The sequence below is a fragment of the Serratia sp. OS31 genome (assembly GCF_014164835.1).
Lineage (GTDB): Bacteria > Pseudomonadota > Gammaproteobacteria > Enterobacterales > Enterobacteriaceae > Serratia > Serratia liquefaciens_A.
In genome coordinates this window covers 51103-71964 of record NZ_JACJFQ010000010.1, presented here as the reverse complement: position 1 = coordinate 71964, position 20862 = coordinate 51103, and the positions used below count along the sequence as shown (strand labels likewise).

Here is a 20862-nt window from a genome sequence, read left to right as displayed (position 1 = left end):
AATTTTAAAAAACTGCTGTTGTCCGTTATAAGGTATGGATAGTAAAGTGAAAAAGGTGCCAATATTTTTTTGTCTTGTCCTTTGTGTGATGACGTCCATTGCCGGTACAGATCTTGTATTGCCTGCAATTCCGCAACTGATAAGGGTCTTTCATACCACACCAGATGTATCTCAGTGGATACTTTCTGCCTATGTGGGGGGCAATGCCTGTGGCTTATTATTATTTGGCCGTCTTTCCGATTATTTCAGCAGAAAGAAACTACTTTGTTCTGCATTGTTTATTTTCTCACTGGCTTCGTTCGGATGCGCATATTCACCTAGTATATCCGTATTGGTAGCCATCCGGTTTGTCCAAGGAATAGCTTCAGCAGCAGCACCGGTATTCATTCCTGGCTTTATCAGGGAGTTATTTGATGAGCGAAGAACCGCCCGGGCTATTGGCCTTTTGGGGAGTCTTCAGGCACTGGTTCCGGCCGCTGCTCCACTGGTTGGGGTCATATTACTGGCTTTATTTGACTGGAGCATTTCGTTCAAGCTGCTGGCGATACTGACTGCCGCTGCGGCTGGAATGGTAATGATTCAGGAGCTTCCTGAGAGGCACCACCGTCACCGTTCCTCAGGGGATTTCACAAGTTTATTGCGAAATCCTATTTACCTGCGTTATGCGCTGACTCATGCTCTGACGGTAGGAGGGATGATCACATTTGTTTTTGGCGCGCCAACGGTTATCACGCTGACGATGCACGGTACCCTCAACGATTTTATCATCATGCAGGTCACCAATATTGCTGGATACATCGTGGCTGCTAATCTCTCCCCAAGGCTGGCAGAAAAATACGGTGCAGATAAAGTCATCATGGTAGGTACATGTCTGGCCTTATCAAGTGCCATCGCACTGACCGGATATGGCATGCTGAATGGCACTGGCACCTATGTTTTAGCAGCGCTGTTTGCCCCCATGGGGATTGCAATTGGTCTGAGAGGCCCGACTGGATTTTACCTTGGTATTGTGATTTCAGGAGACAATAATGCAAGAGGGGCCGCTCTGATTGCGTTTTTCACTTTTACTATGGTGACACTGGGGTCACTTGTGAGCGCAGAATTTATTACTCATGGTCTGATGGCGCTGGCAGCCTTTGTCATGGCTATGCATCTGTTGTCATTATTGTTATTTGTTATGCTACCCCGACCATAAATCAGTCCCTGTAAGGCATTTTATTTTCCAGCGTGAGAATACATACCCTCTCCCAGGTTTTCTCGAGGACGATGGTTGCTGTGATCTTTTCCCTAAGAGTTAGCACAGTACGAACTTAGCAAGGTCCGCTATGCGAACAGCGGACGTTCTGCGTTAAGTGGAGATTCATTGTGCCAACTGGGCACTCTGTAGCGATTCAATGCCGCCTTATGTTACTGAGGGTATATTGCTCAATTTCTGGTGCATGAAATCAATGAGCGCTCTTGTTTTAGCGGGCAAGTAACGTCGATCAGAATAAATAGCGAACAATTGCAATGGGGCTGCCGATTGTTCGAACTTAACCTCGATTAACCGTCCATCGCTAATGTAGGGTTGGCAGGCCTGTTTCGATAGAATTGCAAAACCGACACCTGATACCGCAGCTCGACCAGCCATCTCTCCGCTGTTTACCCGATAATGTCCATTAACCTTTATTGTCTCGAATCCCCCCTTTATATTGACAAACTGCCAGGGCGCTCCTTTCAGTGCACTTACCGTTGTAATACAGGGTAATTCTTCAAACTGCTGGATATGAGAAGGGGTCCCATAACGCTCAATGACGGAGGGGGCTGCAACGATGGTGCAAGGGATAGTCATGAGATGACGGGCTATATAGTCACTGTCGTCCATCTGACCACGGCTGACAATGATAGCTAAATCCAAATCATCACGCAGGGATTCAAAACCAGACAAATTTGTGACACAGCTGATCTCCAGGTCCGGATACAGACAGGCGAAATCGGCAACAATAGAACCCAGCAATGCAGGACCTATTTCATTGGGAATACAGATGCGTAATGGCCCCTTGAGTTGCATTTGACGCAACGTTAATTCTGTCTCAGTTTGCTCAAGCGCCTCCAGTAATGGCTTCGCTCGGGTATAGAGCAAGTGCCCCGCCTGGGTGAGTTTCATGTGTCGGGTACTGCGCTCAATAAGCTTAAGATTCAGTTTTTCTTCTAACTGAGAAATACAACGGCTCACATTTGATGTCGGCATTTCAAGGACTTTCGATGCCCCAACAAAACTTTCTCTTTCAACCACGGCCACAAACACTTTTAGGGTATTAAAATCAAGAGCCGAACGCATCAACTATCCCACATTTGATAATAATGAACGCCATTTCTACCATATAATAGACACCATTGATAGCAGTTACACTCAGGGCATCTTTTATCCATAGGTTGCTTGCTATGCCACTGGTCACAGAGACATTTAATTATAAGGCCCTCATGCGGATAGCCATTGTTATGGCTTTTATCCAATTCACTAATGCGCTGGAGTATATGGCGTTAACACCTGTGTTTACTTTTATGGCAGCCGAATTTTCGGTTCCTGTGTCATTTTCTGGCTATGTTTCTGGTATGTACACACTGGGTGCCGTCCTTTCTGGAATTGTTGCTTTTTATATGATCGACCGGTTTAATAAAAAACAATTCCTGGTCAATAATATGGTGCTGTTGGCAGTATTAACATTTTTCTCCACACTCACTACTCATTTTGACACTTTGCTCGCACTACGATTTTTCGCAGGATTGATTGGCGGAACCACAATGGGGGTAGGCACGAGCATTTTGATCAATTATGCCCCAGCTAACTTACGTGGAAAGATGCTGGCAACGGTGATCGCATCATTCTCGATGGTGAGTATCGTCGGCATGCCAGCTATATTATTTTTGTGTATACACTATGGTTGGCATACTGCGCTATGGTTAATCAGTTCACTTTGCCTACTGTCTTTACCGTTGATAGTATTTATTATCCCCAAGGATACGGTTCCATCAAGCGTGAGGCGTAATCTATCTATTGATACCCAAACCTTACTTTTCGCCTCTTGTACTGCAATAGTACAATTTAGTCCAATGCTAATTATTCCCATTTTGACTCCATTAATGATGCACTCTATGGGAGCACAGCAAGACCTATTACCTTTATTATTCTTAAGTGGAGGTGTTGCAGGTTATCTTTCTACAAAAATAACAGGTGTTCTAACATCACGCTTATCTGCTCTTATGTTGGCAACAATTTCAACTCTGTTCTTTTTGGCAAGTTTGCTGATTCCTGCGATGGGCTATCATAATGCAGTTCTATTTATTACCTTATTTCTTGGAGCCTCATATAGCCGACTTGTTTCCGCTTCGTCGGTTGCTGTCCACTATCCTGAGGATGAACAACGAGCCGGTTTTTCTTCACTACAAACAGCAATTATGTCCCTGATAACAACTCTCGCATTCTTTCTGTCTTCCTTATTGCTACCTGACCAGGGAATAACAACGCAAAATCTGAACAGACTGTTAGTTGTCAGTGCATTAGCCGCATCTGGATTTCCCGTAATGGTCATAATACTTCAAAAGAAACTGGCTAAACGTACTACTCAGCCTGACCACCTCATCATTGATTAGCATAACGTCCGCTTTGCATAAGCGGACATGTATCCTAAGCGGCGAAGATTAATCACATCATCGTTACGAACGCTATGTAACCCTTCTTTGCCCGCACTTTAGATAACGCTATCCAACACCTGGTGATCTGGACTGATTCGCCTTCCGAACGTTTGTGCCGCTTCATCAGCGAGACACTGTACCCCCGTGGCGTTTGGCGCGCTCACATTGCCGAGCTGAAACAGCGGCCAGAATGGGTATCGGGTTTGTGTCAGGAATGGCTACAGGCCCCCCGTCCGCAGCGACCCGTCGGATCTGCCAACGCGCCATGCGCAATCTGAAATAAGGACACTCAGCCGCCGCGGATGGTGCCGCGCCAGACGAAATCAGCATGATACAGCCGGGTTTCACCCGGCATTTCCTGGCCCAGCGCCGGCATCGTATTCTCTTCCTTCTGCTCTTGCGCCATCAGCCAGGAAACCGCATCCTGAGCAAATAACGCCACCGGCTGGGTAAAGGTGGTGAGGTTATAAGAAGACCACGCCGCCTGCGGAATATCGTCGTAACCCGCAACGCAAAGATCTTCCGGAATGCGCAGCCCAAAACGATGGCGTGCCTCGTCCATAAAACCGCAGGCCAGCAAATCGGTGACGCAGAATACCGCGTCAGGCCGTTCACGTCGGGTCAGCAAACGGTGCGCCAGGATCTGGCCGCTCTCATAAGAGGTGGTGCCAAACCGCTCGACGCTCACCTGCAGCCCTGCCGCTTCCGCCGCCTGGAGAAAACCGCGTTCACGAGCCATCAGGCTAGGCGTACCGGCCAAAGAGTTGGCGAAGGCGATGCGTCGGCAGCCCGCTCGGGCAAACGCCATTACCACCCTGCCGGCCGCCTCTTCGTTATCCAGCCGGATGCTGAGCGAGCCGGGCAAGGTATCGTTGCGGTTGATCAGCACCAGCCGCTGGCCGTGCTTGTGGCACAGGCGGGCAATGCCGCTGTCCGGCATGCCGGAGAGCACAAAAGAAGCATCTGCGCGGAAGTTAATCGCCTGCTGCAATGCCTGGGACACGCTGTCATCGGAACGATCGGTGTTGATCAACATGGCGATTTTCCCCGCATCCTGCAGATGCTGGGTCAACAATCGCACCAGGCTGGCTCGATAAGGCGTCGCCAGCTCCGAAACGATCAGGCAGACAATGCCGCTGCGGTTGCGTACCAGTCCCCGCGCCAAATGGTTAACGTGATAACCCAGTTCCTCGGCCGCCCGCATCACCCTTTCACGGGTTGCCGCCGACACGCTGGCGCCGGGTGTATAGGTCCGCGAGACCGCCGAACGGGAGACTCCGGCCAGTTCCGCCACGTCTTTTGCACTGATCATCGCCTTGTCCATCGCCATCTTCACTTCCATCCGTTACGCGCTCTGAGAAAAGTTTGCCGCATTTTGCAAAGCTGTGCAAATTTTTAGCGGTCATTTTGTTTCATTTTTGTGACGGGTAGGTTGAATTGTTTCATCACGCGATTGACAGCACAATTTTTATCCTCTAGTTATTTGCACACACGTGCAAAAAGAATAGGCGACAACGTATCGCCACCCTACACAACCAAGGAGAACACCATGCAACGCGTTACTCTGATGGCGGTCCTCGCCGCCGGCACAGCACTCTCTGCCCTGCCAGCTCAGGCTGCCGGGAAACTGAATATGATCTGCTCCGCCGACGTGGTGGTCTGTGAGCAAATGACCAATTTGTTTGAGAAACAGCACCCGGATATCAAAGTCAGTATGGTGCGCCTCTCCGCCGGGGAAGCCTATGCACGTATTCGTACCGAAGCCCGCAATCCGCGCACCGATATTTGGTGGGCAGGTACCGGCGATCCACATATGCAGGCCGCCGACGAGGGGCTAACCCAGCCTTACCAGTCACCGCTGCTGGACCAACAGCACGACTGGGCGCGCAAACAGGCGGAAAGTGCCGGCTACCGAACCGTCGGCGTCTACGCCGGGGCGCTGGGCTGGGGTTACAACACCAAGCTGCTGGCAGAGAAAAAACTCCAGGTGCCCGCCTGCTGGAGCGATCTGCTGGATCCGGCTTACAAAGGCGAAATCCAAATGGCCAACCCGAACTCTTCCGGCACCGCTTACAACACCCTCGCCACCCTGGTGCAAATCATGGGGGAAGAGCCGGCCTTCGACTACCTGAAAAAGCTTAACGCCAATATTTCGCAGTACACCAAATCCGGCTCGGCCCCGGTGAAAGCGGCGGCGCGCGGCGAAACCACCGTCGGCATAGTCTTTATGCACGATGCCGTCGCGATGCAGGTAGATGGCTTCCCGATCAAGGCGGTTGCCCCTTGCGAAGGGACCGGGTTTGAAATTGGCTCCATGTCGATCGTGAAAGGCGCGCGCAACCTCAAGGAAGCCAAAGTGTGGTACGACTGGGCGCTCAGCGCCGACGCCCAATCGCACATGAAAGACGCCAAATCCTTCCAGTTGCCGTCAAATCGCAACGCGGCTATTTCCGAATACGCACCGCGCTTCGAGAACATCAAACTGATCGATTACGACTTTAAAACCTACGGCGCGACAGAAAAACGCAAGGCCCTGCTCAGCCGTTGGGATAAAGAGATCGGCGCCAGCGCCCAGTAATTCAAGCCCTTCCCTCACGCATGCGATGCGCTCTGCAATAAATCGGGCGAGGTCACGCTCGCCCATGCAGGGCGCGGTGAAGGACATATGAACTCTCGAGGTTAAGATGAATGCTCAAAACCGCCGCCTTGACGGGGCCCTCGTGCTGGGCGCACTGGCACTGTTGGTGCTGCCCTGGTACAGCCAGGAAGCCGGGTTCTTCGACTTTGGCTGGCTAAGTACGCTGTGGCAGGATCAGGCGAGTGCACCCGCGCTGTGGCAAATACTGACGTTTCAACGCCCCTGGCTGGCGGTTGCCCTGCTGATGCTGCTGGTTTGCGCCTTAGCTCGCCTGCTGCAAATTGGCCGTTTTCGCTCGCAGTTGCTGACCGCTGCCAGCCTGATCGGCGTGGTCTTTCTGCTGTTTGAAGGCCATGCCATTGGTTACAGCGGCTGGAACTGGCAGTGGAGCGAACACCTGTTCGGCGCACTCAGCGACGGCCAGCCCGCCTTTGGCGCCGGCGCTATTTTACTGATCACCACATTTTTGCTGCTGTTCTCTTTCGCGCTTGCCGAACGCGGCGTGCTCAAGGGCGATGCCTTTGTGGTCGCCGCCATTGTGCTGCTGGTCGCGCTGGTCACCACCTTCGTGCTTTACCCGGTACTGAGCATGTTTGTCGCCTCGGTGCAGGACGTGGACGGATCGTTCAAGCCAGACGGCCTGATCGCCAATATGCAGGATCCGGCCATTTGGAGCCTGAGCTGCCTGAAGGGCGGCAGTTGCGGCACCGCCTGGCGCACTCTGACGCTGGCGCTGATGACCGCCAGCGGATCCACGCTGCTCGGCCTGGCTTTTGCCCTGGCTGCCACCCGTACGCCGCTGCCGTTCAAAAAAGGGCTGCGTATGTTGACGGTACTGCCGATCATTACGCCGCCGTTCGTGATCGGCCTGGCGCTGATGCTGCTGTTTGGCCGTGCCGGGGTGGTGACCGAGCTGCTCGCCGGGGTGTTCGGCATTGAGCCCGGCCGCTGGCTTTATGGCCTGACCGGCATCTGGATTGCTCAGGTGCTCTCCTTTACCCCGATTGCCTTTCTGGTTTTGATTGGCGTGGTGGAAGGCGTCAGCCCCTCGCTGGAAGAGGCTTCGCAAACGCTGCGCGCCAACCGCTGGCGCACTTTCCGCTACGTTTCCCTGCCGCTGATGGCGCCCGGGCTGGCTAACGCCTTCCTGATCAGCTTTATCGAAAGCATGGCGGACTTCGGTAACCCCATGGTGCTGGGCGGCAGCCACGGCGTACTGTCGACCGAAATCTTCTTCTCGGTGGTCGGCGCGCAAAACGATCCGAGCCGCGCCGCCGTGCTGGCGATTATCCTGCTGTGCTTTACCCTCAGCGCCTTTATTTTACAGCGCCTGTGGTTGGCAGGAAAAAGCTTCGCCACCGTTACCGGCAAAGGGGATTCCGGCACCCACTGTGGATTGCCGCGGGGTTTGCGCTACGGCGTATACGCGTTGGTGATCCCCTGGGGCCTGTTCACGCTGGTCATCTACGGCATGATCCTGATCGGCGGCTTCGTGCAGTCATGGGGACTCGACAGCAGCCTGACGCTGGGCCATTACGCTCGCGCCTTTGGTTTCCACTGGAACAGCGGCCAAATCGTCTGGACTGGCGTCGCCTGGAACTCGTTCTGGACCACGTTGGAAATTGCCCTGATCGCCGCGCCGCTCACGGCCATCGTCGGCTTGCTCACCGCCTGGCTGATCGTGCGGCAGAAGTTCGCCGGTCGCCAGACCTTCGAGTTTATGCTGATGCTCAGCTTTGCCATCCCCGGCACGGTGATCGGCGTCAGTTACATCATGGCCTACAACCTGCCGCCGCTGGAAATCACCGGCACCGCCCTGATCCTGGTCGCCTGCTTTGTGTTCCGCAATATGCCGGTCGGCGTTCGGGGCGGGATCGCCGCCATGAGCCAACTGGATCGCAGCCTGGATGAAGCCTCGCTGACCCTGCGCGCCAGCAGTTACCGCACCCTGCGTAAAGTGATCCTGCCGCTGTTGAAACCGGCCATCAGCGCGGCGCTGGTTTACGCCTTTGTGCGCGCGATCACCTCCATCAGCGCGGTGATTTTCCTGGTCAGCGCCCAGTACAACATGGCCACCTCCTACATCGTCGGGCTGGTCGAAAACGGGGAATACGGCGTGGCCATCGCCTACTCCTCCGTGCTTATCGTGGTGATGCTGGCGGTGATCCTCACTTTCCAGCTGCTGGTGGGCGAACGTCGCCTGCGCCGCGCCATCCGTATTGCCACACCGCCGGTGACGCCTCCACCGGCCCTACATCAGGAGAATGCCGTATGACTGCCATTCGTTCCGGCTCGGTGGTGTTTGAGAACGTCACCAAACAGTTTGCCGATTTCACCGCCTTGCCCGGGCTTTCACTCACCGTCGAGCCCGGCACGCTGGTGACGCTGCTCGGGCCTTCCGGCTGCGGCAAGACCACCACCCTGCGTCTGCTGGCCGGCCTGGAACACCCGACCTCAGGCCGTATTCTGATTGGCGGCAAGGAAGTCACACACCTGCCCGCCAACGAACGTGACGTCGCGATGGTGTTTCAATCCTACGCGCTGTTCCCGCACATGAACTCTCTGGATAACGTGATGTACGGCCTGCTGGCCAGCGGCCTGTCGCGTAAGGAGGCGCAGGATCGGGCCCGTGAAGGGCTGAAACTGGTCGGTCTGGAAAGCATGGGCCAACGCCTGCCCTCTGAGCTGTCCGGCGGCCAGCAACAGCGCATCGCCGTGGCGCGTGCCCTGGTGTTGGAACCGCAGGTGCTGCTGCTCGACGAACCCTTATCCAACCTCGACGAACGGCTGCGTCGCCGTGTCCGCACCGAGATCCGCGATTTGCAGCAGCGCCTCGGCTTTACCGCGGTGTACGTCACCCACGATCAGGAAGAAGCCCTGGCGGTCTCCGATAAGATTATCGTCATGAAAGAAGGGCATATTGCCCAGCAGGGTGCGCCGCAGGAGCTTTACCACTCGCCGGCGTCGGTGTTTATCGCCGACTTTATGGGCGAAGCCAATATCCTGCCCTGTGACATAGAACAAGTGGAAGGCGGGGAAGCGCTGATCACCCTCGGCAGCCGCCAGTACCGGGTACCGGGTGCCAAGGCGCGTCCCGGCGCAGCGCAACTGTCGGTGCGCCCACAGTTCATTACCCTGCTGCCGGAGCAAAGCGGCGCCTTGAACGGTGAAGTCACCCACAGCACCTGGCTTGGGGACCATATCGAATATGAAGTAAAAACCGATCTCGGCGCGCTGTTTATTGTCGATGTGCAGATGGAGCGCCAACTGGCACCGACCACCCGCGTGGCCATTGACTTCAAAACTCAGGGTCTGGCACTGATTGCCCAGTGATCCTAACAACGTTAAGGAATGAAGATGAACGAACAGATTGCCCAGCGCCTGACGCTGGCGGAACAGGCAGCCCACGAAGCCGGGGCCAAGGCGCTGGATTATTTTAATCGCCGCGAAAGCCTGGTGATTGAAACCAAACGCGATGCGCAAGACGTGGTTTCGATTGCCGATCGCGAGGTTGAACTGCTGATCCGCGAACACATCGCCCGCCAATTCCCGCAAGACGGTTTCCTGGGCGAGGAGTTTGGCCTGCAACCCGGCGATTCCGGTTACACCTGGGTAGTGGATCCGATCGACGGCACCAGCCCATTCGTTAACGGCATGCCGAACTGGTGCGTGTCGGTGGCCGTTATCCATCACGGCGAGCCGGTAATCGGCGTGATCGTCGCCCCCTGTCAGCAAGAGTGTTTTAAGGCCGCTCGCGGCGCGGGTGCGACCCTCAATGGCAAAACGCTGCAGGTGGATCCAAAGCGCACCTTGCAAAACCACGTCACCGGTTTTGGCGCCAACAGCTATGTTAAACCGGAACGCGTCGGTGAAATTGCCGCCGCAATCACCGCCGTGGGCGGCAGTTTCTTCCGCAACGGCTCCGGCGCCATGATGTTGGCCTGGGTGGCGGCAGGACGGCTGGTGGGCTATTACGAACCCTACATGCACGCCTGGGACTGTCTGGCGGGTTACTGTCTGGTGAACGAAGCCGGTGGCTGGACCCACCCGTTCAATACCGACGGGGAACATTTGCTGCGCGGCGGGCCGGTGCTGGCGGTGGCCCCTGGGGCCAAAGAAGAGTTAATGCGTATTGCACAGCTCTGAATTGACGTTGAATAGCCCCCTGGAGGGGGCTATTCAGACTACTGACAAACACTCGAAAAGGCTAAACCGGTAAGGGTCGAACATATTCGACCCGATTTAACCCATTGATTATGCTATTGGGCGCAGCATGCAGCGCCCCTACCATTAAACAACAGAGCACTTTGTCAACGACCTCAATAGCCCCTGATGGGGGCTATTGCCTGAGTGAAAGGACGGACATATTCGCCAGCGAGGCCCCTACAACCCGCGTTTTTCCATCAGCACCGCCAGGTCGACCAGGCGGTTAGAGAACCCCCACTCGTTGTCATACCAGGCAAGAACCTTGACCAACTTGCCGCCGATCACCAGCGTTGAAAGCCCATCGATAATCGACGAGCGCGGGTCGCCTTTATAATCGCTCGACACCAAAGGTTCATCGCTGTAGCCAAGGATCCCCTTGAGTGGCCCTGACTCCGCAGCCTGACGGAAAGCGGCGTTGATCTCTTCGCCGGTCACTTCGCGTTTCAGCGTGACCGTCAGGTCGACGATAGAGACTACCGGCACCGGTACCCGCAGCGAATAACCGGTCAGGCGGCCATCCAGGCTCGGGATCACCTTGCCGAGCGCTTTCGCCGCGCCGCTGGAGTAAGGCACAATCGACTCCGCAGCGGCACGGGCACCCCGTAAATCTTTTTCCGGCTGATCGTGCAGGGCCTGGCTGTTGGTGTAAGCATGGGTGGTGTTCATCAGGCCGTACTCAATGCCAAAGGCTTGATGCAGCACCTGCGCGGCGGGTGCCAAACCGTTGGTGGTACAACTGCCGTTGCTGACCACGCGATGCTTGGCCGGATCGTACTGATCCTGGTTAACGCCCATCACTATCGTAATGTCGTCGTCTTTAGCCGGCGCAGAGATGATTACTCGTTTGGCGCCGCCCCGGGTGATATGGACTTCTGCCTTGGCTTTATCGGCAAAAAAACCGGTCGCTTCGATCACCACGTCAACGCCCACGCTTTTCCATGGAATGGCGCCCGGATCTCTTTCAGAGAAGACATGAATTGGCCTGCCGTCCAGCAGCAGCTGGTTTTCACCGGCTTCGACGCTGGCCGCCAGCCGGCCCGAGAGCGAATCGTATTTCAGCAGATGCGCCAGGGTTTTACTGTCGGTCAAATCATTGATCGCCACAACTTCAAAGTCGCTGCGACCTAACGCAGCACGCAAAACATTCCTGCCGATTCTGCCGAATCCATTAATGCCTACTTTGACCATGATCTACTCCTTCGTTATTGGCTCTGGTGTAAATTTAAGCCGCGGGGAGCATGTCGTAAATGACGTTTGTAGATCAATTTACGCCAAAGTGCGTGAATGAAAGCGATCGCGGTATTCGGTTGGGGTCAGTTGCAGATGCCGTTCGAAAACGCGGCGCAGATTGAGCGCATTGCCGAAACCGCTGCTGGTGGCGATTTGTTCAATGCCTTGTGAACTCTGTTCCAGGCGCTGGCGGGCGATGTACAAGCGCCCTTCTTCGACAAATTTGGCGGGTGAAATGCCGGTTTCGCGCGTGAACACACGCGTAAAGTTGCGCGGACTCATGGCAACCCGCTCGGCCAGTTTCTCAACGGAAAGATCCTCGGCCAGATTCTCCAGGATCCAGCTCTGCAGATCGCGGATAGGCCCCGGTGTTTTGGCCTGATTCAGTGGATAACGGCTGAACTGCGCCTGCCCGCCAGGCCGGCGCAAAAACATCACCAGATCCTGCGCCACTTCGCGGGCCTGCACGAAACCGTAATCGTCCTCCACCAGCGCCAGAGTGAGATCAAACCCGGAGCTGACGCCGCCAGAGGTCCAAACGGCACCATCCTGCACATAGATCGGCCCATTTTCGACCTTCACTTTGGGGAAGCGGGCCTGCAAGGTTTCCAGCAGCCGCCAATGGGTGGTCGCCCGGCGGCCGTCCAGCAAACCGGCCTCGGCCAACAGCATCGCGCCACCGCAAACGGACGCCACGCGCCGCGCCTTGGGGGCCGCACGGCGGAGCCAATCCACCACAAAGGCGCTCTCATCCTCGGTCGCACCTTTGCCGGTAACGATGATGGTATCGCGTTCCACCTCAGGGTCGAGATCCGCCAGGCGATGATCGGCCAATAAATTCAAGCCGGATGAGCCATGCACCACCCGGTGGGCTTGCGTGGTCACTATCGCCATCTGGTAGAGCGGCGCGTCATCGGGCCGCAAGCGGTTGGCCTGCATCAGGATGTCGGCGATCCCCGCCGATTCGAACAGCATGCCCCCTTCGGGGACGATAATCAGAAATGTATGCATGTCCTTAAAATACAAAACCGACAAGATAAGTCAATAACGCTTCCCGGTTTGAGAAGCGTTTCCCTCATCAGCGCCAGCCCAGCGCCGGCGCGACATGAGTCAGGATCGACTCAATCACGTGGGCGTTGTAGTCGACGCCCAGCTGGTTGGGCACGGTCAGCAGCAAGGTATCGGCTTCGGCGATCGCTTCGTCCTGCGCCAGCTGCTTGATCAACAACTCCGGCTCGGCAGCATAGCTACGGCCGAATACCGCACGAGTCTGCTGATCGATATACCCCACCTGATCGCTGTCCTGACCGCTGTTGCCGAAATAGCTGCGATCCTGCTGGTTCATCAGCGCAAAGATGCTGCGGCTGACCGACACCCGTGGTTCACGCACATGGCCCGCGTCCTTCCAGGCGGCGCGATAGGCGCGGATCTGCTTGGCCTGCTGCACGTGGAAAGGTTCGCCGGTTTCATCGTTTTTCAGCGTCGAACTTTGCAGATTCATGCCCAGCTTCGCCGCCCAAACCGCCGTGGCGTCCGAGCTGGCGCCCCACCAGATGCGATCGCGCAGCCCGGCGGAGAAAGGCTCGACCCGCAGCAGGCCCGGTGGATTCGGGAACATCGGTTGCGGGTTAGGTTCGGCGAAGCCTTCACCACGCAGCGCTTCCAACAAAACGTCGGTATGACGGCGCGCCATATCGGCTTCGGTCTCGCCTTCGGCAGGCGTATAGCCAAAATAACGCCAGCCATCAATCACCTGTTCGGGAGAACCGCGACTGATGCCCAGTTGCAAGCGCCCGCCGGAAATCAGGTCGGCGGCGCAGGCATCTTCGACCATATAAAGCGGATTTTCATAACGCATGTCGATCACGCCGGTGCCGATCTCGATACGTCGGGTTTTGGCGCCGATGGCCGCCAACAGCGGGAATGGCGAGGCAAGCTGGCGGGCAAAGTGGTGCACGCGAAAATAAGCCCCATCCGCCCCCAGTTCTTCTGCCGCCACGGCAAGATCAATGGATTGCAGCAGCGCATCGGCCGCCGAACGGGTGCCCGACTGCGACGAAGGCGTCCAGTGGCCGAAAGAAAGGAATCCGATTTTCTTCATGGGGGTGATCCTTAGATTCATTAATGACCGGATTACAGTGACAAAAATGCCCCCCTCCAGGCCAGAAATATCGTGGCCGATCGCACTAAACGGATCCTTTTTCCCTGCGGCCAAGCATCGCCTGAGCATTGTAATCAAAAAGTAAATATCGTATAACAGGCTCCTCCGAGGGGTGTCCTGTTACGGGCTGAGATGGCGCAAGCCGAACCCTTTGAACCTGATCTGGGTCATGCCAGCGAAGGGACGGTCGGCAATCCCCTCACGGCGGTTGCCTGTTCATACCTCACCTCAGCACGCCCGGATCTCCACTCACTTTTGGAGGTCCCATGTTTACTCCCTTATTCGAAAACGGTCTTTACGGAAAGCTGCGCCAACAGGCCGGCGGCCACTGGCAGGACTATGTGGCACATCCCTTTATCCAGCAACTGGCCGCCGGTACGCTGCCGGAACCCGCGTTTCGCCGCTACCTGACGCAGGATTATCTGTTCCTGATCCACTTTGCCCGAGCCTATGCCCTGCTGGTCAGCAAACTGCGCACCCTGCCGGAAATGCGCGCTGCCACCGCTTCGCTCAATGCCATTGTCGCCGAACTGCCCCTGCACCTGGCCTATTGCGCCGACTGGGGGCTGAGCGAACCGCAGATAGCCGCCGAACCCGAAGCGCCGGAAACCCTGAACTACACCCGCTACGTACTCGATATCGGCCACGCCGGGGACGCTCTGGATCTGCTGGTAGCCTTAATGCCCTGCGTCGCTGGCTATGCCGAAATCGGCCTGCGTCTGCTCAACGATCCCAACACGGTGATGGAAGGCAATCCCTATTCCTCGTGGATCCGCAACTATGGTGATCCCGCGTATCTGAGCGGCGTACAAGCCTCCCTCGACCTGCTGGAAAACGTTGGCCTCCAGCGGGGTGCCCCAAGCCGTCTGAACGAACTGTCGGCGATTTTCACCACCGCCACCCGCCTGGAATCCGCCTTCTGGCAGATGGGGTTGAATGCCCAATGAGCCTCGGCGACACGCAGCACGGCAACGCCCGGCCCGGTATTCAGGTACGGGATCTGACCCTGCGCTTTGGTCAGCAGGTGATTTTCGATGGTCTGAAGTTCGATATCGCCGGCGGCAGCTTCGTTGCCCTGCTCGGCGCCAGCGGCGCGGGGAAAACCAGCCTGCTGAAGATCATCGCCGGACTGGCGAAACCCACTTCCGGTACGGTTATCGGCAGCGATGGCCTGCCGATCGCCGGGCGTATCGCCTATATGGGGCAAAAGGATCTGCTCTATCCCTGGCTGACAATTGACGAGAATATTAGCCTCGGCGCGCGGCTGCGCGGCGAAAAGGTCGACCGCGCCTGGGCGGAGCATTTGCTGGAACGCGTGGGGCTGAGCGGCTATGGCCGCAGCTTGCCCGCCGCGCTGTCCGGCGGCATGCGTCAACGTGCCGCTATTGCCCGCACCCTGTATGAACGTCAGCCGATTGTGTTGATGGACGAACCCTTCTCGGCGCTGGATACCATTACCCGCGCCATGATCCAGCAGTTGGCCGCCGAACTGCTGGCGCAGCATACCGTGCTGCTGATCACTCACGACCCCATGGAGGCCTGCCGCCTCAGCCACCGCCTGCTGGTGCTGTCCCGTTATCCGGCGGGGCTGGACGACAGCCATGTTATCGAGGGCTTACCGCCACGAGCGCCGGACAATCCTCAGTTGTTGAAAAGCCAGAGCGAGTTGCTGCTGCAACTCGTGAGGGCCGCCGGATGAAAACCCTGCCTGAAAGCCGTCTGTCGCGGATGCGTCGCAGCCTGACGGTGTTCGTCGGCCTGTTGCTGCTCTGGGGGCTGGTCACGCTGGGCGATATCCCTGCCTTCCTGTTGCCCTCCCCCTCGGCGGTGGCACAGGCGCTGTGGGACAACCGTGCTTACCTCGCTTATCACACGCTGATCACCGCCTCGGAGATCGCCTGCGGTTTGCTGGCCGGGGTTTTGCTCGGTGCCTCGCTGGCGCTGTGCATGATCTTTTCGCCGCGCTTGCAGCGCTGGTTAATGCCCTTGGTGCTGACCAGCCAGGCGATACCGGTGTTTGCTCTGGCGCCGCTGTTGGTGCTGTGGTTCGGCTTCGGCATGAGCGCCAAAGTGGTGATGGCGGTGCTGGTGATTTTCTTCCCGGTCACGTCCGCCTTCTTCGATGGGCTGCGCCGGGTCAATAACGATTATCTCGATCTGGCCCGCACCCTGCGAGCTTCTCCCTGGGCCCAACTGCGCCACGTGCGGCTGATGGCTGCGCTACCGGCCTTCGGTTCCGGGCTGCGGATGGCCGCCGCCGTCGCCCCTATCGGCGCCATCATCGGCGAATGGGTTGGCTCGGCGGAAGGGCTGGGTTACGTAATGCTTAACGCCAACGCGCGCATGCAGACCGACATCTGCTTTGCCGCGCTGTTTATATTGGTGCTGATGACCGTCTTGCTGTGGGTGACGGTGGACGCGCTGCTGCTGCGCCTGATCGACTGGGCGCCGGAAAATGACTGATCGCCTTTCAACGACAAAGGGAATATCCATGCTTAAGAAAACCGTCGGCGCGCTGCTGCTCAGCGCCGCTTTGACCGGCCAGGCCGCCGCCGCTGAAAAACTGACGCTGGTGCTCGACTGGTATATCAACCCCGACCACGCGCCCATCATGGTGGCCGAGCAGATCGGGGCCTTCAAGGCCGAAGGGCTGGACGTCAAGATTGTGCCTCCTTCCGATCCGGCTCTGCCGCCGCGTCTGGTAGCAGCAAAACAGGCCGATTTGGCCATCACCTACCAGCCGCAGCTGCACTTTTTTGCCGATCAGGGCCTGCCGCTGGTACGCGTAGGCACCCTGATCAACTCGCCGCTCAATACCGTGATTACGCTGGATAAAAGCATCACCACGCCGGCAGGTCTGAAGGGCAAAAAAATCGGTTATTCCGTCAGCGGGATCGAACAGGCTACGCTGGCAACCATGCTTGAACATGAAAAGCTCACCCCCAGGGACACCCAACTGATCAACGTTAACTTTCAGCTGACCAGCGCCCTGCTGGCTGGCCAGGTCGATGCGGTGATCGGCGGATATCGCAATATTGAAGCGCTGGAGCTGAAACTGCAGGGCAAAGATCCGGTGGTGTTTAACGTGGAAGACTACGGCGTGCCGACCTACGACGAGCTGATTATCGTCGCCAACCGCGACGCGCTGGCCGAGCCGAAAATCAAAAAATTCCTCGTGGCGCTGAAAAAAGGCAGCGACTACCTGCACGCCCACCCACAGGAAAGCTGGCTGGCGTTCGCCAAAGCCCATCCGGAACTCAATACCGAGCTGAACAAACAGGCCTGGCAAGCCAGCCTGCCGTTGTTCGCAACCGATCCGGCCAGGCTGGACAAGGCCCGCTACCAGGCTTACGAACAGTTCCTGTTCGACAACAAGCTGATCAAGAAAATCACCCCGGTGGAACAGTACGCGGTGGAGCTGCATTAAACGTTGTTCGCTTTATCGGGGGCGCAGTATGCAGCGCCCCTGCCATTCCCCCCTCAGGCAGAAGGCGCGACGGTAACATCCCCCTGACCGCTGCGTTGCAAAGCCTGCAGCACCAGGCCACTTGCCTTGCACCGCTCCACAAAATCACGTACATAGTCCGCCCCCGACGCTTTTTGTCGCGGAACCGCCATCGCCTGCTGGATAGCGGTGAAATGCCCAGCCAGCACCCGATACCCCGGATTTTCCGCCGCGGCGGCCAGCAACGGCTGACGCACGCCTGCGGCCGCATCCAACCCCTGTTCGAGAAACAAAGCTATCGCGTCGGCGGAGGTATCGGCACGCACCAGTTGCGCATGCTTCAAGGTGCGCGACAGGTACAGATCGTAAGCCGCTCCCTGGCCTACGGCAATGCGCACCTCGGACCGGTCGAGTTCGGCAACCTGCTGCCAGGGAGACGCCTGGGCCACCAGATAGGTCCCCTCAATGATCGCATAAGGCGCACTGAACGCAATTTGTGCCGCCCTCACCGGTTCGATGGCCATAAAGGCGATATTCCAGTCTCCGGTTTCCAACGTGGCAAAAACCTTGCCTGCGGCATCATAGGTCACCAACTCCAGCGCCACGCCCAACTCGCGGGCCAATGCGCGGGCCAGCGTCACGGAAACCCCCTGAGGTTCGCCGTCTGGCCCCTTCTGCGCCAACACCGGATTGCCCAGATTGATGGCCGCCCGCAGCATCCCCTGCGGGGCCAAATCAGCGAGTACGGCGGCGGGAATGCTCTGCATGGTTTTCTCCTGAACAAAGGGTGAAGGTGTTTCGTTGACGCTCTCCATTAAGGCTAGAGCCAAACGTCGGATGAGCAACATTCAGCCGCTTTTCACCTCATCGGCGTGATTCATGTCACACTATTGTCACAAAAACGACCGTTCGCACTCTGCCGCGCCTGGGCAACGCAAACACGCATTGACCCTGGCGCTTTCAATGCGCTATACCCTTCCTCTTTCGCGTCGTGCTGGGGTCGGCGGCGTTTGCCAGGGCAGTTAAGATTTCTTTTTAACCAGACAGGGTACGGTGGATGGTTTCAGCATTAATCTCGTTTGCACTTTTTTTAGCCTCAATTTTAATCTACCGGACCCGGGCCGCCGCCAACCGCTGGTGGCTGGCCACCCTGCTGACGCTGCTGGGCAGCTACCTGATCCTCAACGTGGTGCTGATCGCCAGCAACTACTTTACCGGTGACGGCATTACCGATGCGGTGATCTACACCCTCACCAGCAGCCTGAAGGGCGCCGGCGTCGGCAAATACCTGCTGCCGTTTGTCGGCCTGCTGGCGGTGCTGGCGTTGATCTTCACCGTATTGACCTGGAGTCTGGTGCGGCGCAAAGCCAAAAGCAGCAGCGTGGTTTACAGCCTGGTCGCCGTGCTGCTGGCGCTGTTTTCCGTCGGCACCACCCCGGCCTTTCAGGACATTTCGCTGCTGGTTAAAAGCCAAATCAGCGGCGATACCGCCGACTTTGACACCTATTACAAAGCGCCGAAGAAAACCGTACAGGGCAAAGCGCCGAACCTGGTGTATATCTATGCCGAAAGCCTGGAGAGAACCTATTTCGATCAGCAGACCTTCCCCGGCCTGGCCGACGAACTGAACCAGCACCGCGAGAACAGCATCGACTTCAGCAATACCCAACAGCTGCCCGGCACCGGTTACACCATTGCCGGAATGGTGTCTTCGCAGTGCGGTATCCCGCTGTTTGCGCCCTTTGACGGCAACGCCTCCAGCGCCGTATCCACCTTTTACCCGGAAAACGTCTGCCTGGGCGACGTACTGAAATCCGCCGGTTACGACAACTACTTCTATCAGGGTGCCGAGCTGGCCTTCGCCGGCAAAGATACCTTCCTGAAATCGCACGGCTTTGACCATGCCTACGGTTTTAAGGAACTGCGCGACCAGGTCAGCGACCCCGGCTACAAAAATGACTGGGGCTGGTACGACGATACCGTGCTGGACGTGGTGTTCGACAAGTTTGTCGAGTTGTCGAAGCAGAACAAAAAGTTCTCGCTGTTTGCCTTGACCGTGGACACCCATCATCCGGACGGTTTTATCTCCGCCAGCTGCAGCAAAAAGTCGTTCCGTTGGCAGAATAAAGAAAACCGTTCGCTGAGCGCAGTGGCCTGCAGTCAACAGCATATCGCCGCGCTGATCGACAAAATCAAGGCGTCCGAGTACTTCAAAAATACCGTTATCGTGGTGTCTTCGGACCACCTGGCGATGAACAATACCGCCTATGACATCCTGACCAGGCAGAAACGCCGCAACCTGTTCTTTATTATCGACGGCACCCGCCCGCAGACCGCGCTGCATAATGAGAAGCGCAGCACCCTGGACAACGGCGCCACCGTGCTGGACGTGATGGGCGGCGATAACTACATTGGCCTCGGCCGAAGCAGCCTGTCCAGCCCGACGTTGGCGACTTTGTTCTTGAACATCGACGAAAAAATCAACGCCTGGAAGCCAGCGGTGGTGAAACAGTGGGGCTTCCCGAACAGCATCACAAACTACAGTCTCGACGATCGGGGCAACCGCTTTACCTTCTCCGGCATCACCTTTAAGGTGCCGTTTATTCTGAAGGTGACGGACAACAAAATTGAGCCGATGTTTAACGTCTACCTGTCCACGCCGCTTAAAAAACAGCTTGCCGGGCTGGGCGCAGGCGAGAAATTCGTCTGGGTCGACAAGTGTTATGAAATCGGTCGGGTGTGGTCGCCAGAACTGGCGTTAAGCACCGACACCTGCGTCGCGTCGGGCAGCCTGGCCGCCCCTCCGCACATCGTGCAGGCCAAAGGGGGCAGCTATCGCGGCAAAATAGACTTTAACAGCCGGCCAGACGATAGCATTGCCGCTTACCAAAGCGCCGTCGACAAACTGAAAGTGGATGACGCCGCCGTTAAATATCACGCGGACGCCATCGCCTTTATGCTGCCGGGCATGCCGGAACAGGTGAAGGCGATCACCGGCGTTTCCAGCGTCGAGGACTGGGGCCGTTGGTCAGACGCCAACCTGGCGCCGACGGTGAATATTGATTACGTCGATCCGCTGCCATCTGCATTCGATCTGGTTCTGCGTGCCCGCGCCTACGGTAAAAACGTCGGCGAACCTATCTCGGTACGCGTAGGCAGTCAGGAACAGTTTGTGACGCTCAGCGAACAGGACACCACCGTGACGCTGCGCTTCGACAACCCTGCCGGCGCCAGAAACATCAGCATCACGCCTCCGGCCCCCACGGAGCCACAAGAAGCCGCCAGCGGCGGTTTTGTGCCGAAGAAACTGGGTATTGGCCTGGTCTCGCTGAAAGTGGAGCAGGCTGCCCCCGCCTCCTGATCATGGCGCTGCATGCGGCGTCCGCGTTATTCGGGGCGAATTTATTCGCCCCCTGCCGTTTCTCCAAAGCTTTTGCGCCCATCTTCGGCTAACCTGTTGCTGTGAATTGACATCGGCATCCGTATGCCTCCCCGCCGCATAGCCGG

The 20862-nt window shown here is 57.0% G+C and carries 17 protein-coding genes and 1 riboswitch; of the genes, 11 read left to right on the top strand and 6 right to left on the bottom strand.

Features of this window, described 5'->3' with window-relative positions:
- The first annotated feature begins 34 nt into the window (after positions 1 to 34).
- A complete protein-coding gene (locus tag H5P17_RS10970) occupies positions 35 to 1195 on the top strand; it encodes an MFS transporter (RefSeq protein ID WP_182822870.1) in 1161 nt (386 codons plus the stop codon).
- Between the two features lie 207 nt (positions 1196 to 1402).
- Here H5P17_RS10970 and H5P17_RS10965 read toward each other — a convergent pair whose 3' ends face one another.
- A complete protein-coding gene (locus tag H5P17_RS10965; RefSeq protein ID WP_182822868.1) occupies positions 1403 to 2320 on the bottom strand; it encodes a LysR family transcriptional regulator in 918 nt (305 codons plus the stop codon).
- A 104-nt stretch (positions 2321 to 2424) separates the two neighbouring features.
- Between H5P17_RS10965 and H5P17_RS10960 the strand changes: the two genes are divergently transcribed.
- The gene (locus H5P17_RS10960) at positions 2425 to 3633 is read left to right on the top strand and encodes an MFS transporter (RefSeq protein WP_182822866.1); all 1209 of its coding nucleotides are present in this window, start codon (positions 2425 to 2427) and stop codon (positions 3631 to 3633) included.
- Positions 3634 to 3964: 331 nt separating this feature from the next.
- On the opposite strand, the gene H5P17_RS10955 is transcribed toward H5P17_RS10960, so the two are convergent.
- On the bottom strand, positions 3965 to 5017 hold the full coding sequence (locus H5P17_RS10955) for a LacI family DNA-binding transcriptional regulator (protein ID WP_081835861.1): 1053 nt from the start codon (positions 5015 to 5017) through the stop codon (positions 3965 to 3967).
- 207 nt (positions 5018 to 5224) lie between these two features.
- On the opposite strand from H5P17_RS10955, the gene H5P17_RS10950 reads away from it, so the two are divergent.
- The 4 genes from H5P17_RS10950 to H5P17_RS10935 all read left to right on the top strand — a co-directional run bounded on the left by H5P17_RS10950 (position 5225) and on the right by H5P17_RS10935 (position 10459).
- A complete protein-coding gene (locus H5P17_RS10950; RefSeq protein WP_182822864.1) occupies positions 5225 to 6253 on the top strand; it encodes an ABC transporter substrate-binding protein in 1029 nt (342 codons plus the stop codon).
- Positions 6254 to 6359: 106 nt separating this feature from the next.
- Positions 6360 to 8588, top strand: coding sequence for an iron ABC transporter permease (locus H5P17_RS10945; RefSeq protein ID WP_182822862.1), 2229 nt, complete (start codon positions 6360 to 6362; stop codon positions 8586 to 8588).
- A complete protein-coding gene (locus tag H5P17_RS10940) occupies positions 8585 to 9646 on the top strand; it encodes an ABC transporter ATP-binding protein (protein WP_044552333.1) in 1062 nt (353 codons plus the stop codon). Before H5P17_RS10945 ends, H5P17_RS10940 begins: the two co-directional genes overlap by 4 nt.
- Positions 9647 to 9670: 24 nt before the next feature.
- Positions 9671 to 10459: an inositol monophosphatase family protein gene (locus H5P17_RS10935; RefSeq protein ID WP_044552335.1), complete on the top strand. Its 789-nt coding sequence runs from the start codon at positions 9671 to 9673 to the stop codon at positions 10457 to 10459.
- Between the two features lie 237 nt (positions 10460 to 10696).
- On the opposite strand, the gene gap is transcribed toward H5P17_RS10935, so the two are convergent.
- The 3 genes from gap to H5P17_RS10920 all read right to left on the bottom strand — a co-directional run bounded on the left by gap (position 10697) and on the right by H5P17_RS10920 (position 13850).
- Positions 10697 to 11707: a type I glyceraldehyde-3-phosphate dehydrogenase gene (gene gap / locus H5P17_RS10930; protein ID WP_182822860.1), complete on the bottom strand. Its 1011-nt coding sequence runs from the start codon at positions 11705 to 11707 to the stop codon at positions 10697 to 10699.
- Between the two features lie 78 nt (positions 11708 to 11785).
- Positions 11786 to 12760 carry a GlxA family transcriptional regulator gene (locus H5P17_RS10925; protein WP_182822858.1) on the bottom strand — a complete coding sequence of 325 codons (975 nt, stop codon included), beginning with the start codon at positions 12758 to 12760 and terminating at the stop codon, positions 11786 to 11788.
- 67 nt (positions 12761 to 12827) lie between these two features.
- Positions 12828 to 13850, bottom strand: a complete 1023-nt coding sequence (locus tag H5P17_RS10920) for an LLM class flavin-dependent oxidoreductase (RefSeq protein WP_044552343.1) — start codon at positions 13848 to 13850, stop codon at positions 12828 to 12830.
- Between the two features lie 158 nt (positions 13851 to 14008).
- Positions 14009 to 14111: riboswitch (TPP riboswitch) on the top strand.
- Between the two features lie 65 nt (positions 14112 to 14176).
- On the opposite strand from H5P17_RS10920, the gene H5P17_RS10915 reads away from it, so the two are divergent.
- The 4 genes from H5P17_RS10915 to H5P17_RS10900 are packed head-to-tail and all read left to right on the top strand — an operon-like array spanning position 14177 to position 17337.
- The gene (locus H5P17_RS10915) at positions 14177 to 14857 is read left to right on the top strand and encodes a TenA family protein (RefSeq protein ID WP_044552345.1); all 681 of its coding nucleotides are present in this window, start codon (positions 14177 to 14179) and stop codon (positions 14855 to 14857) included.
- Entirely contained in the window at positions 14854 to 15609 is a 756-nt protein-coding gene (locus tag H5P17_RS10910; protein ID WP_182822856.1) for an ABC transporter ATP-binding protein, read from the top strand. Before H5P17_RS10915 ends, H5P17_RS10910 begins: the two co-directional genes overlap by 4 nt.
- Entirely contained in the window at positions 15606 to 16373 is a 768-nt protein-coding gene (locus H5P17_RS10905) for an ABC transporter permease (protein ID WP_182822853.1), read from the top strand. The genes H5P17_RS10910 and H5P17_RS10905 overlap by 4 nt, the downstream gene beginning before the upstream one ends.
- A 28-nt stretch (positions 16374 to 16401) precedes the next feature.
- Positions 16402 to 17337, top strand: coding sequence for an ABC transporter substrate-binding protein (locus H5P17_RS10900; protein WP_182822851.1), 936 nt, complete (start codon positions 16402 to 16404; stop codon positions 17335 to 17337).
- 53 nt (positions 17338 to 17390) lie between these two features.
- On the opposite strand, the gene H5P17_RS10895 is transcribed toward H5P17_RS10900, so the two are convergent.
- The gene (locus H5P17_RS10895) at positions 17391 to 18122 is read right to left on the bottom strand and encodes an ABC transporter substrate-binding protein (protein WP_182822849.1); all 732 of its coding nucleotides are present in this window, start codon (positions 18120 to 18122) and stop codon (positions 17391 to 17393) included.
- 290 nt (positions 18123 to 18412) lie between these two features.
- On the opposite strand from H5P17_RS10895, the gene opgB reads away from it, so the two are divergent.
- The gene (opgB, locus tag H5P17_RS10890) at positions 18413 to 20716 is read left to right on the top strand and encodes a phosphatidylglycerol--membrane-oligosaccharide glycerophosphotransferase (RefSeq protein WP_182822848.1); all 2304 of its coding nucleotides are present in this window, start codon (positions 18413 to 18415) and stop codon (positions 20714 to 20716) included.
- The last annotated feature ends 146 nt before the right edge of the window (positions 20717 to 20862 follow it).

Coding starts and splice junctions, on each gene's coding strand:
- H5P17_RS10895 (WP_182822849.1), bottom strand. CDS start 18,122: ATGCAGAGCATTCCCGCCGCCGTACTCGCTGATTTGGCCCCGCAGGGG.
- H5P17_RS10905 (WP_182822853.1), top strand. CDS start 15,606: ATGAAAACCCTGCCTGAAAGCCGTCTGTCGCGGATGCGTCGCAGCCTG.
- H5P17_RS10915 (WP_044552345.1), top strand. CDS start 14,177: ATGTTTACTCCCTTATTCGAAAACGGTCTTTACGGAAAGCTGCGCCAA.
- H5P17_RS10900 (WP_182822851.1), top strand. CDS start 16,402: ATGCTTAAGAAAACCGTCGGCGCGCTGCTGCTCAGCGCCGCTTTGACC.
- H5P17_RS10965 (WP_182822868.1), bottom strand. CDS start 2,320: ATGCGTTCGGCTCTTGATTTTAATACCCTAAAAGTGTTTGTGGCCGTG.
- H5P17_RS10945 (WP_182822862.1), top strand. CDS start 6,360: ATGAATGCTCAAAACCGCCGCCTTGACGGGGCCCTCGTGCTGGGCGCA.
- gap (WP_182822860.1), bottom strand. CDS start 11,707: ATGGTCAAAGTAGGCATTAATGGATTCGGCAGAATCGGCAGGAATGTT.
- H5P17_RS10925 (WP_182822858.1), bottom strand. CDS start 12,760: ATGCATACATTTCTGATTATCGTCCCCGAAGGGGGCATGCTGTTCGAA.
- H5P17_RS10955 (WP_081835861.1), bottom strand. CDS start 5,017: ATGGAAGTGAAGATGGCGATGGACAAGGCGATGATCAGTGCAAAAGAC.
- H5P17_RS10935 (WP_044552335.1), top strand. CDS start 9,671: ATGAACGAACAGATTGCCCAGCGCCTGACGCTGGCGGAACAGGCAGCC.
- opgB (WP_182822848.1), top strand. CDS start 18,413: ATGGTTTCAGCATTAATCTCGTTTGCACTTTTTTTAGCCTCAATTTTA.
- H5P17_RS10970 (WP_182822870.1), top strand. CDS start 35: ATGGATAGTAAAGTGAAAAAGGTGCCAATATTTTTTTGTCTTGTCCTT.
- H5P17_RS10910 (WP_182822856.1), top strand. CDS start 14,854: ATGAGCCTCGGCGACACGCAGCACGGCAACGCCCGGCCCGGTATTCAG.
- H5P17_RS10950 (WP_182822864.1), top strand. CDS start 5,225: ATGCAACGCGTTACTCTGATGGCGGTCCTCGCCGCCGGCACAGCACTC.
- H5P17_RS10960 (WP_182822866.1), top strand. CDS start 2,425: ATGCCACTGGTCACAGAGACATTTAATTATAAGGCCCTCATGCGGATA.
- H5P17_RS10920 (WP_044552343.1), bottom strand. CDS start 13,850: ATGAAGAAAATCGGATTCCTTTCTTTCGGCCACTGGACGCCTTCGTCG.
- H5P17_RS10940 (WP_044552333.1), top strand. CDS start 8,585: ATGACTGCCATTCGTTCCGGCTCGGTGGTGTTTGAGAACGTCACCAAA.